14 protein-coding genes are annotated in these 17,586 nt (G+C 59.7%); 9 read left to right on the top strand and 5 right to left on the bottom strand.

Features of this window, described 5'->3' with window-relative positions; genetic code table 11:
• Positions 1-14: 14 nt before the first annotated feature.
• Positions 15-470 (top strand): DUF721 domain-containing protein, encoded by a 456-nt coding sequence (locus CAG47_RS07330; RefSeq protein ID WP_085724230.1) that lies wholly within the window; start codon positions 15-17, stop codon positions 468-470.
• 119 nt (positions 471-589) lie between these two features.
• On the opposite strand, the gene CAG47_RS07325 is transcribed toward CAG47_RS07330, so the two are convergent.
• On the bottom strand, positions 590-2,077 hold the full coding sequence (locus CAG47_RS07325) for a helicase HerA-like domain-containing protein (protein ID WP_085724346.1): 1,488 nt from the start codon (positions 2,075-2,077) through the stop codon (positions 590-592).
• 188 nt (positions 2,078-2,265) lie between these two features.
• Here CAG47_RS07325 and CAG47_RS07320 point away from each other — a divergent pair, with 188 nt between their 5' ends.
• Complete coding sequence (locus tag CAG47_RS07320; RefSeq protein WP_085724229.1) at positions 2,266-4,155, top strand: methyl-accepting chemotaxis protein; 1,890 nt, start codon at positions 2,266-2,268, stop codon at positions 4,153-4,155.
• Between the two features lie 93 nt (positions 4,156-4,248).
• Here CAG47_RS07320 and CAG47_RS28655 read toward each other — a convergent pair whose 3' ends face one another.
• The gene (locus CAG47_RS28655) at positions 4,249-4,425 is read right to left on the bottom strand and encodes a hypothetical protein (protein WP_177408921.1); all 177 of its coding nucleotides are present in this window, start codon (positions 4,423-4,425) and stop codon (positions 4,249-4,251) included.
• Between the two features lie 86 nt (positions 4,426-4,511).
• On the bottom strand, positions 4,512-5,360 hold the full coding sequence (gene purU / locus CAG47_RS07315; RefSeq protein WP_085724228.1) for a formyltetrahydrofolate deformylase: 849 nt from the start codon (positions 5,358-5,360) through the stop codon (positions 4,512-4,514).
• Positions 5,361-5,683: 323 nt separating this feature from the next.
• On the opposite strand from purU, the gene mvaT reads away from it, so the two are divergent.
• Positions 5,684-6,061, top strand: coding sequence for a histone-like nucleoid-structuring protein MvaT (gene mvaT / locus CAG47_RS07310; protein WP_007933316.1), 378 nt, complete (start codon positions 5,684-5,686; stop codon positions 6,059-6,061).
• Positions 6,062-6,161: 100 nt separating this feature from the next.
• Here the strand turns inward: mvaT and sbcB are convergent, their stop codons facing one another.
• Positions 6,162-7,592 carry an exodeoxyribonuclease I gene (sbcB, locus tag CAG47_RS07305; protein WP_085724227.1) on the bottom strand — a complete coding sequence of 477 codons (1,431 nt, stop codon included), beginning with the start codon at positions 7,590-7,592 and terminating at the stop codon, positions 6,162-6,164.
• 200 nt (positions 7,593-7,792) lie between these two features.
• Here sbcB and CAG47_RS07300 point away from each other — a divergent pair, with 200 nt between their 5' ends.
• From CAG47_RS07300 to CAG47_RS07285, 4 genes are read left to right on the top strand one after another with little or no spacing between them, the layout of a single operon-like run.
• The gene (locus tag CAG47_RS07300; protein ID WP_085724226.1) at positions 7,793-8,518 is read left to right on the top strand and encodes an RDD family protein; all 726 of its coding nucleotides are present in this window, start codon (positions 7,793-7,795) and stop codon (positions 8,516-8,518) included.
• Positions 8,515-9,492 (top strand): stage II sporulation protein M, encoded by a 978-nt coding sequence (locus CAG47_RS07295; RefSeq protein WP_085724225.1) that lies wholly within the window; start codon positions 8,515-8,517, stop codon positions 9,490-9,492. The genes CAG47_RS07300 and CAG47_RS07295 overlap by 4 nt, the downstream gene beginning before the upstream one ends.
• The gene (locus tag CAG47_RS07290; RefSeq protein WP_085724224.1) at positions 9,479-11,011 is read left to right on the top strand and encodes a DUF4129 domain-containing protein; all 1,533 of its coding nucleotides are present in this window, start codon (positions 9,479-9,481) and stop codon (positions 11,009-11,011) included. The genes CAG47_RS07295 and CAG47_RS07290 overlap by 14 nt, the downstream gene beginning before the upstream one ends.
• Positions 11,008-12,171, top strand: coding sequence for a DUF4350 domain-containing protein (locus CAG47_RS07285; protein WP_085724223.1), 1,164 nt, complete (start codon positions 11,008-11,010; stop codon positions 12,169-12,171). The genes CAG47_RS07290 and CAG47_RS07285 overlap by 4 nt, the downstream gene beginning before the upstream one ends.
• On the opposite strand, the gene CAG47_RS07280 is transcribed toward CAG47_RS07285, so the two are convergent.
• Positions 12,166-14,658: a bifunctional diguanylate cyclase/phosphodiesterase gene (locus tag CAG47_RS07280; RefSeq protein ID WP_085724222.1), complete on the bottom strand. Its 2,493-nt coding sequence runs from the start codon at positions 14,656-14,658 to the stop codon at positions 12,166-12,168. The two genes, CAG47_RS07285 and CAG47_RS07280, sit on opposite strands and share 6 nt — an antisense overlap.
• A gap of 580 nt (positions 14,659-15,238) precedes the next feature.
• Between CAG47_RS07280 and CAG47_RS07275 the strand changes: the two genes are divergently transcribed.
• Positions 15,239-16,240 carry a MoxR family ATPase gene (locus CAG47_RS07275; protein ID WP_085724221.1) on the top strand — a complete coding sequence of 334 codons (1,002 nt, stop codon included), beginning with the start codon at positions 15,239-15,241 and terminating at the stop codon, positions 16,238-16,240.
• Positions 16,237-17,565, top strand: a complete 1,329-nt coding sequence (locus tag CAG47_RS07270; RefSeq protein WP_085724220.1) for a DUF58 domain-containing protein — start codon at positions 16,237-16,239, stop codon at positions 17,563-17,565. The genes CAG47_RS07275 and CAG47_RS07270 overlap by 4 nt, the downstream gene beginning before the upstream one ends.
• The last annotated feature ends 21 nt before the right edge of the window (positions 17,566-17,586 follow it).

Raw genomic sequence — 17,586 nt, 5'->3', positions numbered from 1 at the left:
TCAGGTGTCTGATCATGGCATTTCGCCCACTTACGGCCAAAGTACCTGCCGTTCTATTACGCGAAGCCAGGCCGCTGAAAGCCATTCTCGGCCACGCTCAACGCCTGGGCCATCTGCAACGCTTGCTCGAGAGCCAATTGCAGCCCGCCGCCCGCGAGCATTGCCACGTGGCGTCCTGGCGCGAAGGCAGTTTGTTGCTGATCGTCACCGACGGTCATTGGGCAACCCGCCTGCGCTACCAACAGAAGCGCCTGCAACGGCAACTGCAAATGTTCGACGAATTTGCCAACCTGACGCGAATCCTGTTCAAGGTGCAGCCGCCTACCGTCCAGCGGGGCGCGGCCGGACACACCATGGATCTGTCGGACGATGCTGCGGCAACCATTCAGGCCACGGCCGACGGGATCAGCGACCCGAACCTGCGGGCGGCGCTGGAACGACTGGCGGCGCACGCCAAATCAAAATCCTGACAGGCGCCCTCTGTGGGAGCGAGCCTGCTCGCGAAGGCGGCATGACATTCAACAATGATGTTGCCTGACACACCGATTCGCGAGCAGGCTCGCTCCCACAGTTAAATTGTCTCCGCTCGCTACCGGCGTTTGCTGCCACCCAATAACGAGCCCATCAAGCCGCGCACCAATTGTCGGCCAATCTGGTTCGCCGCCTGTTGCATCGCCGACTTCAGCGCCTTCCCTGCCACGGTCCCAAGAAACTCACCGGCCTGCTCGGTGAAGCTTGGCTCCTCGGCTTCCGGCTTACCCGGTGCCGCTTCGGGTGTCGGCGCCAGGCCTTTGCGCCCCGCCAGCACCTCATAGGCCGACTCACGGTCAATCGGCTTGTCATACCGCCCCTGCAACGGCGACCCGGCAATCAGCGCGCTGCGCTCGGTATCGGTCAAAGGCCCGATCCGCGATTGCGGCGGTGCCACCAGCACCCGCTGGACCATTTCCGGCGTGCCCTTTTCCTGCAAGGTGCCGACCAGCGCCTCGCCGATTCCGAGCTCGGTCAATACCGGCAACGTATCGAACGCCGGATTCGGCCGGAAACCTTCGGCCACCGCGCGCAGGGACTTCTGTTCTTTGGCGGTGAACGCACGCAAGCCATGCTGGATGCGCAAGCCCAGTTGCGCCAGCACATCGTCCGGCAGGTCACCCGGCGATTGCGTGACGAAATACACGCCCACGCCTTTCGAACGAATCAGCCTCACGACTTGTTCCAGACGATCACGCAATGCCTGGGGCGTACCGTTGAACAACAAGTGGGCCTCGTCGAAGAACAACGCCAGCAGCGGTTTATCGGCATCGCCACGCTCCGGCAGTTGCTCGAACAACTCGGCCAGCAGCCACAGCAGGAACGTCGCGTAGACCTTCGGCGCTTCGTGCACCAGACGGCTGGCATCGAGCAAATGAATGCGTCCGCGGCCATCCGCAGTGGGTTGGAGGATGTCTTCGAGTTGCAGCGCCGGCTCGCCGAACAAGGCTTCGGCCCCCTGTTGCTCCAGGGTCGCCAGGCGTCGCAGCAGCGCCTGACTGGAGCCGGTGGTCATCAATGCCGCATCGTCGCCCAGCAACTGGGGGTTGTCCCGCAGGTGATTGAGTAACGCCTTCAGGTCTTTGAGATCGAGCAACAACAGGCCTTCGCGGTCCGCCACCTTGAACGCCGCATACAGCGCCGACTGCTGACTGTCGGTCAGTTCCAACAGGCTGCCCAGCAGCAGCGGCCCCATTTCACTCAAGGTTGTACGTAAAGGATGACCGGACTGACCGTGTATGTCCCACAACGTCACCGGATAAGCCTGAGGCTTGTGGTTGAGCCAGGGCATCCCGGCAATCCGCTCGGCGATCTTGCCCTGGGGGTTGCCAGCGGCACCGAGGCCGCACAGGTCACCTTTGATGTCGGCGGCGAAAACCGCCACGCCGGCATCACTGAACGCTTCGGCCAATCGTTGCAAAGTGACGGTTTTGCCGGTGCCGGTCGCACCCGCGATCAAACCGTGGCGGTTCGCCAGGCGCATGGCCTGGGCAATCGGCTGACCTTTGAGGTCGGCGCCGATAACGAGTTGCAGTGAGTCAGGCATTTGGTCACCCATGATTAATCTTTGGTCCTACACGGCCGATAGAGATAACGACAAAGCAGTCAGACACGATCTGGTAGGAAATTTCCCTAAGGAGAGTCGGAAAATTCACTTGCTTTCAACCTTGCCCGTAGTGCGCCGCTTTATAAAAGCACGCGCTGGACATTAAGACCTTAGCGGAACCCCAAGCCATGAACAAAAATCTGCGTTTCAGCCATAAAATCCTGCTTGCCGCCGCCCTCGTTGTGATTGCCGCCTTCGCCTCATTCACCTTGTACAACGACTATCTACAGCGCAACGCCATCCGCGAAGACCTCAACAACTATCTCAACGAGATGGGCGACGTCACCGCCAACAACATCCAGACCTGGCTGACCGGGCGTATTTTGTTGATCGAGAACCTCTCGCAAAACATCGCCATCAACCCGGAACAAAGCAATGTCGCCAGCCTGCTTGAGCAGAAAGCCCTGACGTCGACGTTCATGGCGTCCTACCTGGGTGACGCCACCGGGCACTTCACCATTCGTCCGGACGCAAAGATGCCGGACGGTTTCGATCCGCGTGTGCGCCCCTGGTACAAAGGCGCCGAAAGCAGCGGCACGCCAACCCTGACCGAACCCTACGTCGATGCGGCAACCGGCCAAACGATCATTTCCATGGCCACGGCTTCGAAAAAGGCCGGCCAGAGCGTGGGTGTGGTGGGCGGTGACTTGAGCCTGCAAACCCTGATCGACACCCTCAGCGCCCGCGACTTCGATGGCATGGGTTACGCGTTCCTGGTCAGCGCCGACGGCAAGATTCTGGTTCACCCGGACAAAGCGCTGGTGATGAAGTCCCTGAGCGAGGCGTATCCGAAAGATACCCCGCGCATCGGCAACGGTTTCAGCGAAGTGGACGTCGATGGCAAGACCCGCATCGTCAGCTTCACCGCGATCAAGGGCCTGCCATCGGTCAACTGGTACATCGGTCTGTCGGTCGACAAAGAAAAAGCCTACTCGATGCTCAGCGAATTCCGCGCCTCTGCTGTGGTTGCGACCATCATTGCCGTGGCAATCATCATCGCCCTGCTGGGCATGTTGATTCGCATCCTGATCCAGCCGTTGCACGTCATGACCCGCGCCATGGCCGACATCGCCGATGGCGAAGGCGACCTGACCAAGCGCCTGACCATTCAGAACAACGATGAATTCGGCACCCTCGGCACCGCGTTCAACCGCTTCGTGGAGCGCATTCATGGTTCGATCCGCGAAGTGTCCTCGGCGACCGGGCAAGTGAACGAAGTGGCGTTGCGTGTAGTGGCCGCTTCCAACTCGTCGATGTTCAACTCCGACCAGCAAGCCTCGCGCACAAACAGCGTCGCAGCCGCCATCAACCAACTCGGCGCCGCTGCCCAGGAAATTGCCCGCAACGCCGCCCAGGCTTCGAGCCAGGCAAGCGATGCCCGCAGCCTGGCCGAAGACGGTCAGCAAGTGGTGGACCGCAGCATCGTGGCGATGAATCAACTGTCGAGCATGCTCAGCGCATCGAGTACCAACATCGAATCGTTGAACAGTAAAACGGTGAACATCGGGCAGATTCTCGAAGTGATCACCAGCATTTCCCAACAAACCAACTTGCTGGCGCTCAACGCCGCCATTGAAGCTGCCCGCGCCGGTGAAGCCGGTCGCGGTTTTGCCGTGGTGGCGGACGAGGTGCGCAACCTGGCACACCGCACGCAGGAATCGGCACAACAGGTACAGACCATGATCGAGGAGCTGCAAGTCGGCGCCCGGGAATCGGTCAGCACCATGAGCGACAGTCAGCGCCACAGCCAGGACAGCGTGGAAATCGCCAACCTCGCAGGCGAGCGCCTGAACAGCGTAACGCTGCGTATCGGTGAAATCGACGGCATGAACCAGTCGGTGGCCACCGCGACCGAGGAACAGACCGCCGTGGTGGAGTCGATCAACGTCGACATCACCGAGATCAACACGTTGAACCAGGAAGGCGTGGAAAACCTGCAATCGACCTTGCGCGCGTGCTCGGACCTTGAGCAGCAGGCGGCGCGGTTGAAGCAGTTGGTGGGCAGCTTCCGGATCTAGCGACGGAACTGGCCCCTTCGCGAGCAGGCTCGCTCCCACAGCTTGAGCATTTTGTGGGGGTGGGCCGAGCGCTGTGGATGAAGTTGATGAAGCTCAGGCAGACTCGGGCTTGTCCTCTGACTCTTGCTGCAACTGCTCCCACAATTGCGCGGCGCCAGGGAACTCCGTACCTGTTTCCGGCCCCATGTCATCCGGGTCGTAGCGACTCAGGCAACCCTCGCCCAGCGTGGCGGGGGCCTTGGATGTGGCTTTGTCCAGTGGATCGGCCATGGTCTTGTCCTCGGTGCAGAAACGGCGAAGGGCCTGAAGCGATTGAACGCCCAGGCCCTTCGAACTTCAACCGCATGGTACGTCTGTCAGAAGACGACGGTTTTATTGCCGTGCACCAGCACCCGGTCCTCCAGGTGATACCGCAGGCCACGGGCCAGCACCATTTTCTCGACATCACGGCCGAAACGCACCATGTCTTCGATGCTGTCGCCGTGGTTTACGCGCACCACGTCCTGCTCGATGATCGGGCCGGCATCCAGCTCTTCGGTCACGTAGTGGCAAGTCGCGCCGATCAGCTTCACGCCCCGCATCGAGGCCTGGTGATAAGGCTTTGCGCCGACGAACGAGGGCAGGAAGCTGTGGTGAATGTTGATCACCTTGTGAGCGTATTCGCTGCACAACTCGGGCGGCAGGATTTGCATGTAACGGGCAAGCACCACCACGTCGGCATCGTGCTGTTTGACCAGGCGCGAAACCTCGGTGAAGGCTGGCTGCTTGTCCTGCGGATTGACCGGGACGTGGTAGTACGGAATGCCGTGCCACTCCACCATGCTGCGCAAGTCATCATGGTTGGAAATGACGCAGGAAATTTCGCAGTCCAGTTCATCGCTGTGCCAACGGTGCAGCAAGTCGGCCAGGCAGTGCGACTCGCGGCTGGCCATCAGGACCACGCGTTTCTTTTGTTCGGTATCGGTGATACGCCAGTCCATCGAGAACTCTTCTGCGATCGGCGCAAAGGCTTCGCGAAACGCTTCGATACCAAATGGCAGGGAGTCGGCACGGATTTCGTGACGCATGAAGAACCAGCCACTGAGATTGTCCGAGTGATGGCTCGCTTCAGTGATCCAGCCGTTGTGTGATGCCAGAAAGTTACTGACTTTGGCAACGATGCCAACACGGTCCGGGCAAGAAATCACCAGACGAAAAGTGCGCATGAGGGGGGAACTCCAGAACTTCGCAAAGGCCGCCATTCTAGCGATTGCGCAGCAAAACTGCAGTATTGTCGACGATTCGCCCTGCCGGAAGGTCGGCGCGGCCGGTCGGACAACATCCGTGTTTGTTAGCCGCTGCTCTAGCGGGGCCGGTCAATTGTTAATTTATGTATATCCGACAGACAATAACTGCACTACCCAATGCGCGCCAAAGACACAGCAATTCAATTAAATAAAGTCGGCTTAAATGTTTACTTGATGAAACACCGTGACTATTATTGCCGCACTGTCACCTGCCATCCAGCGCACAACATAAGGTAGTCCACATGTCCTTGATCAACGAATATCGCGCCACCGAAGAAGCTATCAAAGAGCTTCAAGCCCGTTTGAAGAACCTGTCCCAAGACGACAAACTGCAAACCGAGCTGGAATTCGAAGGCAAACTGCGCACTCTGATGGGTGAATACTCCAAGTCCCTGCGTGACATCATCGCGCTGCTGGACCCAGAGTCCAAAACCAAGGCACCACGCGGCGGTGCAGTGAAAACTACCGGCACCAAGCGTGCCCGCAAAGTTAAACAATACAAAAACCCGCACAACGGCGAAGTCATCGAAACCAAAGGCGGCAACCACAAGACTCTGAAAGAGTGGAAGGCCAAGTGGGGCGGTGACGTCGTGGAAGGCTGGGCGACCCTGCTGGGCTAAGCCTCAGAGCTTGTCGCAGATGGATCCGTGACAAAAAAAGAACGCCAGCAAATGCTGGCGTTTTTTTATGCGCGGCGTTTAAGCCCCGGTATGTTCGATTTCAAAGACACAAACGCTGGCGCAGTCCCTGGACATAATCCTGCCACTGCGCGAGCACACCCTGCTGAAACGGAGTAGCACTAACGCTCAACTGGGCCGCGGCGTCTACAAAACTTTCAAGGGTATTTGGCGCTCCCCACTCGGGTTCCGACAAACGTTTCCGACAGAATATTCGCCAGCGCTCTTGCTCCTCGGCATTCAACGTCTCGGGAAAGTTGCGTGCGCGGTATCGAAACAGCAATTGAGGCAAACGTTCGTCATCGAAAGGCCACTGCTCTTGCGCCAATTGCTGCGGGTCCACGGTTCTGACTTGTTCACACAATCGCCGATCCCGATCACCGATAAATCCATCGTATAACTGTTGTTCCGGATCCTGGCTCTGAGCAAAATCTTCACGGGCATAAATCGCCAGGATTTTATCTCGCCAAACTTTCTGCGCGTCATTTAGTCGCAACGCCCGCTGCTGGTATAACGCCATATCCAGCCCCAGGCGTTGCTGGTCTTCCTGGCGAAGAACCGACAACGGCGCCACCACCGGGCACTTGTTGATGTGAATCAGCTTCAACGGCACCGGCAACTCGCCTTCGGCCAGTTCGTCGCGGCGGGTATACAAGCGCTGGCGCAAGCTTTCGGCATCCAGATCGATCAGGCCCTGGGGATCGAGGTGCAGGTCACAGGCAATCAGGGCGTTCTTGTTGCGCGGGTGCCAGGCCAGCGGCAACACCACACCCACATAGCTGCGCGCGGCCGAAAAGCGCCCGGAAACATGCACCAGCGGTTGCAGCAGGCGTATCTGGTCCATGACTTTTTGCTTGCTGCGCAGCTGAAACAGCCAGTCGTACAGCTTTGGCTGTTTTTCCCGTATCAGGCGCGCCAGGGCGATCGTCGCGCGAACGTCCGACAGCGCTTCGTGGGCGTTGCCATGATCGATGCCATTGGCAGCGGTCAGGCGTTCGAGCTTGAGCGTGACCCGTCCCTCGTCATCGGTTGGCCAGACCAGCCCATCGGGGCGCAAGGCATAGGTGGCGCGCACCACGTCGATCAGGTCCCAGCGGCTGTTGCCGCCCTGCCACTCCCGCGCATAAGGGTCGAAAAAGTTTCGGTACAGGCTGTAGCGGGTCATCTCGTCATCGAAACGCAAGGTGTTGTACCCCGCGCCACAGGTACCGGGTGCAGCAAGTTGGGCGTGCACCCGGGTCATGAAGTCGGCTTCGCTCAAGCCCTGTGCCTGCAGTTGTGCGGGGGTGATTCCAGTGATCGCGCAGGCGGCCGGGTGCGGCAGGATATCGTCACTGGGCCGGCAGTAAAGATTGACCGGTTCGTCGATTTCATTGAGGTCGAAGTCAGTGCGCAGGCCGGCCATTTGCAACGGACGGTCGCAACGGGGATTGATGCCAGTGGTTTCGTAGTCGTACCAGAAGATGGAAGTCACGGGCAATTCCTGAACTGAAGATCGGCAAAGTCTAGGCGTTCACCTCCCGTCCCGGCCAGTGTCTTGTCATTCAAACACTTTGCGCGACTCGCCTGGCTATTCACCGTTATGTCGTTTCCCCCTGCCCCACCCCCTCGAATAGGCTGCTAGCATCGAATGGATACACAATCCCGATCCAGGCCACATTCATCAGGTTGCCCATGCCAGAGACCACAGCACTGCCAGGGAATGCGCCGCTGTCACCGCCACTGGATACGCGGTACCAGGTCGAAACGCCAGAGGGCGTCGACCTGCCACTGCGCCCGGCCGGATTGATGGTCCGTGCGCTGGCGTTCTCCTTCGATCTGGGGGTGCGCGGACTGATCCTGGGCGTGCTGTTCATTGCCTTGGCGATGCTCGGCAAATTGGGTGCCGGCCTCGGGTCGATCCTGCTGTTCGTCGTGAGCTGGTGGTACATGGTGCTGTTCGAAGCGCTGAACGATGGCCGCTCGCCGGGCAAGCTGTGGATGGGACTACGGGTGGTGCATGACGATGGCACTCCCATCGGCTGGTCGGCGTCCCTGCTGCGCAACCTGTTGCGCGTTGTCGACCTGCTGCCGTTCGGTTACTTCCTCGGAGCCATCAGTTGCCTGCAACACCCTCACTTCAAGCGCCTCGGCGATCTCGCTGCAGGAACCCTGGTGATCCACCACGAACGGTCACACCGCCGCCCCGAACTCCCCGAAGCCCAGCCCCGCCGCCCGCCCTTTGCCCTGACACTCACCGAGCAACGGGCGATCCTGGGGTTTGCCGAGCGTCAGGCTGAACTCTCCCGGGCGCGGGCCGATGAGCTGGCCGCGATTCTCGCCCAACCCTTGCAGGTTCCGGCCCCGCAGGCTGTGAACGAGCTCAACGGCATCGCCCGCGGCTTGTTGGGGTCGACATGAAGCAAAGCCTTTTCGAAAGCCGGCACAGGGCCGAATGGGAGCGTTTCTCCGGCCTGCTCGATCGTTTGGAACGGGGCGGCAAAGCCACCAGCGCCGACAGTTTCCCGAAGGACTACCGACGCCTCTGCCACCAGTTGGCACTGGCACGGGAGCGTGGCTACAGCAGCTTTCTGATCGACTCCTTGCAGCAACAAGTCCTGCGCGGACACCAGCAGCTCTATCGTCACCGCAGCCATTTGGGCGCCAATGTGCTGGCATTCATCCTCGCCGACTTTCCGCGACTGGTGCGCGAACAATGGCATTTCGTCCTCGCCGCCAGCCTGATGCTCTTTGCCAGCCTGGCCGGTTTCGCGCTGCTGGTGTACCTGTATCCGGACCTGGTCTACAACCTGATCCCCGCCGAACAGGTCAGCGAAATGCAAAGCATGTACGACCCCGTTGCCGGCCATCTCGGGCGCACGGTGGAACGGGCCGCCAGCGAGGATTGGGCGATGTTCGGCTACTACATCATGCACAACATCGGCATTGCCTTTCAGACCTTTGCCACCGGTCTGCTGTTTGGTTTGGGCAGCGTGTTTTTCCTGATCTTCAACGGCCTGATGATGGGTGCGGTGGCCGGTCACCTGACCTACGTCGGCTACGGGCAAACCTTTTGGTCATTCGTGATCGGTCATGGCGCTTTCGAACTCAGTGCCATCGCCCTGGCCGGTGCCGCCGGCCTGAAACTGGGCTGGGCGTTGATCGCCCCGGGACGCCTGCCACGGGCCGAGGCCTTGCGATTGGCGGCGCGCAAGAGCGTGCAGCTGATCTTCGGGGTCATGCTGTTTCTGTTGATTGCGGCGTTTATCGAAGCCTACTGGTCATCCATGACTGGCCCGTCGTACCAGACCAAGTACCTGGTCGGCGCGGGGCTCTGGTTGCTGATGGTGACCTATCTCATGTTTGCCGGACGTCGCCGCCATGCGCCTGAGTGACGCCACTGTGGTGATTCGTCCGCGCTCGACCTGGGAAGCCATGGACCTCGGCGTGCTCCTGAGCCAGCGCCACCGACGCCTGCTGATATCCAGTTGGGCCATGATCACTTTGCCCGTTTTCGCGCTGCTCAGTTGGGGGCTCTGGGATTCACCCTCCCTCGCCGTGTTCATATTCTGGTGGCTGAAGCCGGCGTTCGAACGCCTGCCCTTGTACATCCTGTCCAAAGCCATGTTCGGTGAAACACCCACGCTCAGGCAGGCCCTGCAGCAATGGCCACGCCTGCTCAAACCACAGTTGCTGGCCAGCCTGACCTGGCGCCGCCTGAGCCTGTACCGCAGTTTCGTGATGCCGGTGGTGCAACTCGAAGGCCTCGACGGAGCGCAACGCCAGCAACGTTTACAGGTGCTTCTGCAGCGAGAGGCGGGCGCCGCGCGCTGGCTGACGATCATCGGCGCGCACCTGGAAGGCGTGTTGTGGATCGGCTTGATGGTGTTGTTCTATCTGCTGCTGCCACAACAGGTCGCGCTCGATTGGAGCTGGCAGTCGCTGATCTCGGCCGCCAGACAGGACTGGCGCTGGCTGGAACACCTGACCAACGCCTTTTATGCACTGGTGCTGGTGGTCTGGGAGCCGGTCTATGTCGCCTGCGGCTTCAGCCTTTACCTGAACCGGCGCACCGTGCTTGAAGCCTGGGATATCGAACTGGTGTTCCGCCGAATGCGCCAACGCCTGGTCAGTACAGGCACTGTCTTGTTGGTGGCCGTGATTGCGCTGATGCCAGCCACGCACAGTGTATGGGCCGCCGAACCGGCCAATTCACTCGCCAGCCCGCGCCTGCTGAACCAGCCCCTGACCAGCCAGGCCTCCAGGGACAGCATCAAGAAGATCCTCGAACAGCCACCCTTCAAGAACCGGCAAACGGTGACACGCTTTCGCCTGGGCGACGAAAAACCGGGTGCTGATGCTCCTACATCGCCATGGTGGAAGGCACTGTTGAAGCTGTTTGCGGGGCAAGACTTCGCAGCCCTGGCGACACTGATCGAAGTCACGCTGTGGAGCATCGTCATCGCCAGCATCGGCCTGTTGATCTGGCGCTATCGCGACTGGTTGCAGGCGTTCGTCAGCCGACAACCGACGCTCAAGGTTAAAACCACCCCGTCATTACCTCGGCAGGCATTCGGCCTGGACCTCAAGCCCGAATCCCTGCCCGCCGACATTGCCGCCCGCGCTGAAAGTCTCTGGCAGACTGATCCGCGCGAAGCTCTCGGCTTGCTCTATCGCGCCTTGCTCAGCCGCCTTTTGCACGATTTCAACATCGCGCTCAAAGCGGCCGACACCGAAGGGCAAGTGCTGCGACGGGTCGAGTCGCTACAGCAACCGGCCTTGCTGGCCTACAGCAAAAACCTGACCGGGCACTGGCAAAACATGGCCTACGGTCACCGTTTGCCGCCCGAACAGGTGCAACAGCAACTGTGTGATGGCTGGCGAGTATTGTTCGACGCGGGGACGATCCGTTGAGCCGGCGCCGGGGAGCGATAACCGTTGCACTGCTCGCCGTGCTGGTGGCGGCGCTGGGGGTTTATCTGTACCTCAAGGCAACGCCTTATCAGGAAAAAATCGACCGAGGCCCCTCTCCCGAAGCCAGGGCCAACCCTTATCTGGCGGCGGAGCTTTTTTTGCGCAAGCAAGGCCTGAATGTCGACCACGCCAATGGCCTCGAAATCCTGCCCAGTCTCGACCCGCATCAGCACAGCCTGCTGTTGCTCGAGGACCGCTCCAACATGTCCCCGCGACAGATCGACCAGGTACTGAACTGGACCCGGGCCGGCGGCCGGCTTCTGTTCGTTGCAGGGTCGTTGTGGGATGAAAAACTCGGCCATAGCGATGACCTGCTGCTTGATCGGGTACAACTGCGCCAATCCCTGAGCAAAGACCTCAAGGAGCAGCCACCCAATGTCGGCGAAGATCCGTACCCGCAATTGACCAAGCTTTATCTGGAAGACGAAGACGCCCCGGCCTACGCCGGTTTCGATACCGCTTTCCACCTCGAAGACCCGAACAACCTGGCCCAGGCCTGGGCCAACAGCGCCATGGCCACGCACATGATGCAACTCGATTACGGCCTCGGCTCGATCGTCGTGGTCACCGATGCCGACTTGTGGAAAACCCCGGCCATCGACCGATACGACAACGCCTGGTTGCTCTGGTACCTGACCGCCGAGACCCAAGTGACATTGATATTCAATACCGATCACGACAGCCTGCCGACGTTGCTGTTGCGTTACTTCCCCCAGGCGCTGGTCGCGTTGCTCGCCTTGATCGGCCTGGGTTTCTGGCACTTCGGCATGCGCCAGGGTCCCTTGCTGGAACCGGCACCGAAAGCACGCCGGCAACTGCAGGAGCACCTGCGCGCCAGTGCTGACTTCCTGATGCGTCGCAATGGTCAGACCGACCTGCTGCAAGCCTTGCAACAGGACATTCTGCGGCGTTTGCGACGTCGCCATCCCGGCTTTGAACGACTCGGCGTCGCAGAACAATGGCTGGTGCTCGCACGCCTGACCGGCCACCCCACACGCGTTATCAACCAGGCCATGAGCCCACCACCGAAGCAACGGATTTCCAGCGTTGAATTCAGCCGTCAGGTCGCCAACCTGCAATCCCTGAGGAACGCCTTATGATCGGAGATCAGTGCTCGCCATTAATCTTTCGTGAACATACGCCTCGAATTGTTCGGCTGGCAGTGGCGGGGAAAACAGAAAGCCCTGGTAGGTCTGGCAGCCATGCTTGACCAGAAAGGTGCGCTGAGCTTCTGTCTCCACACCTTCGGCAATCACCGAAAGCCCCAATATCCGGCTCAGGCTCACAATCGCGCAGGCGATGGCGGCGTCGTTGGGGTCAACCAGCACATCTCTGATGAAGGACTGGTCGATCTTGAGTTGATCCAGCGGTAGGCTCTTGAGGTATGACAGTGACGAGTAGCCGGTTCCGAAATCATCCAGCGAAAGGCCTATGCCGATCTCTTTCAGCTCGATCATTTTGGCGACAGTCCCTTCCATATCCTCTATCAGCAGGCCTTCGGTCAGCTCCAGTTTCAATTTCTTCGGGTCGGCCCCCGTGTATCTCAGTACTTGCAGTACCTCCTCGACGAAGTCCGGATGGTGAAACTGGCGGGCGCTGACATTCACAGCCATGCCCAGTCGGGCGGTTTCCGATTGCTTTGCCCAGGCAACCAGTTGAGTGCAGGCTGCCTGCAGCGCCCAACGGCCTAACGGCAGAATCAACCCCGTTTCCTCTGCCAATGGAATGAACTCGCCTGGAAACACGACTCCGCGTTCAGGGTTCTGCCATCTCATCAGGGCCTCTGCGCCAATGATACGGCCCTCACAATTCACCTGCGGCTGGTAATGAAGAAGGAATTCGTTGTCCTGCAAGCCTTGGCGCAAGTCTACTTCCAGTCTGGCGCGTGCCGTGGCAACCGCCTGCATTTCCGGATCGAAGAAGCGCATGGTATTGCGGCCCGCTGCCTTGGCGCGATACATCGCCAGGTCGGCGCGCTTCATAATATCGTCCACTGTGCTCAGTTGCCCCTGGAACAGCGCAATGCCGAGGCTGGGGGTGCTGTGGTGCTCATATCCATCCAACTGGTAGGAAATGTTCAGGGAATGGAGAATCTTTTCGCCGATAGCCTTGGCCTGGATAGCCGCTTCCGGAGGGTTCTCATTAAGGCCATCGAGCAGGACGACGAATTCGTCGCCGCCCAGGCGAGCCACGGTGTCGCTCTCGCGTATGCAGCCGCAAAGGCGCAGAGCGACTTGCTGCAGCAACATATCGCCTCTGTCATGCCCCAGCGTGTCGTTCAGTGCCTTGAAGTTATCCAGGTCAATGAGAATTATCCCGCTCGTATGCAGGCTGCGGGAGCTGCCCGCCAGCAGATGCTGTAACCGGTCCAGCATGAGCCGCCTGTTGGCCAGCCCGGTCAACTGATCGTAGAAGGCCAAACGCTGGACCTCTTGCTCAGCGGTCTTGCGGTGAGTGATGTCAGTATTGATCGACAGAACGGATTGCGGCTGGCCATCATCGTCTCGCACCAGGGTTCGATGACTTTCGAGCGTGATGGTGCAGCCATCCCGGCGTCGAAGTGTCACTTCGTCCGCCCAGTCACCCGTTTCTATCAGGCTGTTGGTGGCCGCATTGAAAGCGGCGCTACCCTGGTAGATCAATTCCTGTGCCGATTTGCCGAGTGCCTCTTCCTTGGACAGACCGTAGAGACGCTCGGCACTTTTGTTCCAGTACAGGATGCGGTTATCCATCCCGTGAACGACAATGGCGTCCTGGGCCTTGTCCAGCAGCGATGCCTGCTGGCGGGCCTGCTTCTCGCTTTCGCGCAGCACTGCCAGATAACCTTCCCTTTCGGCTGCTTGCGACTCCATTTCGCGCCTGATCTTGCCCCCGTAGATAACGGCCGCACTGACCATCAGCAGCACGAACACCATGATCGCGTATTCGACCCGGCGCAGCTCTTCGACCGCCTCGAGCTCCTCCTCCAGGAGCTTGCTTTGAATCAGGCCAACGCGATCCCGCACGGTACTGAGGGAGGCGAGCAACAGGGCAAACTTCCTGTCCATCGTGGCCATGCGCTTGCCGGCATCATCCGACTGCCCTCCCCTGAAGTAGGAAAAGATCAGCAAGGCCTCGTTCACCATTTCGCCCATCGCGGCATCAACTGCACCCACCTCATCCTTCAATGCGAGGGTAAAGGCTTGTATATCCGCACTGTGTTCAGCCTCATTGGCGATCCGTACCTCCAACTGCTTTTTGGTCATTGCCAAATGCTCGTTGAAGGCGCGCAAGGCTTCATCCATGTTCCGCGATTCGGCTTCGACATTATGTGTATCGAACACATTATTGCCCGGCGCATTGACTGTGGAAGCCAGGCTGCCCAGCGTTGAATAGCTCGACAGCTGTTGGACCCACGACTGGTTTGCCTTGATGGAGCGGTGATAGGTATCGACGATCAGGTGATTCAATAGCACGCTAAGCACAACAACCAGCACGTCGAATCCCGCAAGAAAAAAGTACATGCGGTGCCATTTGGTCGAGCGCGGCTTGTTTGGACTGGTGGGTATGGCTTGCTGTGCGGCGCTTTTATCCCTGAAAGAATCCATTTCACAATCTCCAAACATAATCCTTCTAAATTGACCAATAGAAGCGGTATTCGGAAACCAATTGACCTTTTGTGTCGACACCTGAACCTGAAAACACACCGCACGCAGCATTAGCCAAATTTTTATCTGCTCTGGATTCACGCTGGTTTTCGTGAGCGAGTAACGATTCTCCTCGCTCTCCAGTGTAGAACTGAACGCCGGCCACTTTTGCCGGATGTTCTGTTCCTTTCAATTTACTCAGCCTCGTTCTGCGCCTGCTGGTGTAGCAGACCAAGCATAGCCAGTAACTTGCCACTATTCTGTTCGCCGACTGCTCCAGCTCGATAGCAGCCCTTGATGGTCGGCAGATTTCGGCCGTGGATTCAACCGGTCGATGCAACGACAACGAAATGAGGGAGTCGGTTGACCATCATCGACTAACCTCCACCTCTGACGAACGCGCAAGTGAAGGGTTGCCATGAGGCAGATTGGCAGTCACTCACTCGTTCCACGCGTAAACGACGTGCAAAAGTCGGATTAGGTAAGTGACTGATTTATGGAAGATAAAGCGCATGTAACTGTTAACAAGGCTCCAGAAGCCATGAGTGAACCGATCGAACCCGACGCCGCGAGCCATGCCGCTCGACAACGTCAGCGTGCAGGCCATCTGGCCCAGGCCGTACGCAAAGAATTGCAGAAAGCCGTGATTGGCCAGGACAGTATGATCGACGATGTGCTGACGGCGTTGATCGCCGGTGGCCATGTGTTGCTCGAAGGCGTGCCGGGTTTGGGCAAGACCCTGTTGGTACGCGCCCTCGCCCGCTGCTTTGGTGGTGACTTCGCACGCATCCAGTTCACCCCGGACCTGATGCCCAGCGACGTCACCGGGCATGCGGTCTATGACTTGCAGACCGAGCAATTCAAATTGCGCAAGGGACCGCTGTTCACCAACCTGCTATTGGCTGACGAGATCAACCGTGCCCCGGCGAAAACCCAGGCGGCGCTGCTCGAAGCCATGCAGGAGCGGCAAGTCACCCTCGAAGGCCAGGCATTGCCGATTGTGCAACCGTTCATGGTGCTCGCCACGCAAAACCCGATCGAGCAGGAAGGCACTTACCCGTTGCCGGAGGCCGAACTGGACCGTTTCATGCTCAAGGTGCGCATGGATTACCCCGATGCCGAGCAAGAACTGAGCATGGTGCGCCAGGTCAGCCGCTCGACCCGGGCCGACATGCTCGATGTTCAGCCAATGCGCACCTTGTTGCAGGCCAGGGATGTGCTGGCCCTGCAACGCATTGCCAGCGACCTGGCGCTGGACGATCAGGTGCTCGATTACGCCGTGCGCCTGGCCCGTTCCACCCGCAGTTGGCCTGGCTTGATCCTCGGCGCCGGCCCCCGTGCTTCCATCGCGCTGGTACGTTGTGCTCGTGCCCGCGCGTTGCTGCGCGGTGGTGAATTCGTGCTTCCCGATGACATCAAGGGTTGTGCCCTGGCCGTGCTGCGTCATCGCGTGCGAATCGCGCCGGAGTTGGACATCGAGGGGCTGGATGTCGATCAGGTGCTCCAGCAGATGCTCGACCAAGTACCGGCACCGCGCCTGTGAAGCCCTCGCGCCTGATGCTCGCCTGGCTGCTGGTCCTGCTGGCCTGCGGGATTGTGTCGGGTACTTTGCAGGCATTGGAGTTTGCGGTTCCGGCGAATCTCATGGCGATCAACTGGGGGTTGCTCCTGGCGCTGCTGGCCCTGGCCTTGCTGGATGCTGCTCGCGTGAATCGCCTGCCTTCGCCCCGGCTGAAACGCCAGTTGCCCGGCAGCCTGGCACTGGGTCGATGGAGCGAGGTGCAACTGACCCTTGAACACGACTTTCCCCAACCGTTGAATGTACAAATCTTCGACCATCTGCCGCCGGGCCTGGGCTTCGAACACCTGCCCCTGACAGTCGAGCTGCAGCCCGGTCGGCACAGCCAGGCCAGTTATCGCCTGCGTCCGCTCAAGCGTGGTCATTTCAGCTTCGAACTCTGCGAAATCAACCTGCCAAGCCCCTTGGGACTCTGGTCGGACAGACGCTTGCTCGAACGACCGGACGCCACCCGCGTCTACCCTGACTTCGCCCGCCTCTATGGCGGGCAATTGCTGGCTGTGGATAACTGGCTCAGCCAGCTTGGCGTCCGCCAGAAACAACGACGGGGCCTGGGCCTGGAATTCCACCAATTGCGTGAATTTCGCGAGGGCGACAGCCTGCGCCAGATCGACTGGAAAGCCACCGCCCGCCAACGCACGCCGATTGCCCGGGAGTATCAGGACGAACGGGATCAGCAGATCATCTTCATGCTCGACTGCGGCCGGCACATGCGCAGCCAGGATGATGAGTTGTCGCACTTCGATCACGCCCTCAACGCCTGTTTGCTGCTCAGCTACGTGGCGCTACGCCAGGGCGATGCCGTGGGCCTGAGTACCTTTGCCAGCGAACAGCCGCGCTACCTCGCGCCGATCAAGGGCACCAGCCATCTCAACACCCTGCTCAATGCTGTCTATGACTTGAACAGCACCCAGCGCAGCGCCGACTACCAAGCCGCGGCGTCGCAACTGCTGGCGCGGCAAAAACGCCGGGCACTGGTGGTGCTGGTGACCAACCTGCGCGAAGAGGACGACGATGAACTGCTTGCGGCCGTCAAGCGCCTGAGCCAGCAGCATCAAGTACTGGTCGCGAGCCTGCGCGAAGGCGTGCTCGACAGCCTGCGTCAGTCACCCGTGCAGACTTTGCCCGAAGCGCTGGCCTATTGCGGGACCGTGGATTACCTGAACGCGCGCGCAGAACTCCATGAGCGCTTGAACGCTCATGGAGTGTGGGTGATGGATGCACGACCCGACGAGTTGGGCGCAGATCTGGTGACTCGGTACCTGGGCTGGAAACGAACCGGACGTTGAGCCGCAGCAGTCACTCACAGC

The sequence above is a fragment of the Pseudomonas sp. R37(2017) genome (assembly GCF_002113375.1).
Classification (GTDB): Bacteria; Pseudomonadota; Gammaproteobacteria; order Pseudomonadales; family Pseudomonadaceae; genus Aquipseudomonas.
Note: the sequence above shows the minus strand (reverse complement) of the source record. Positions and strands in the feature narration are given on the sequence as shown.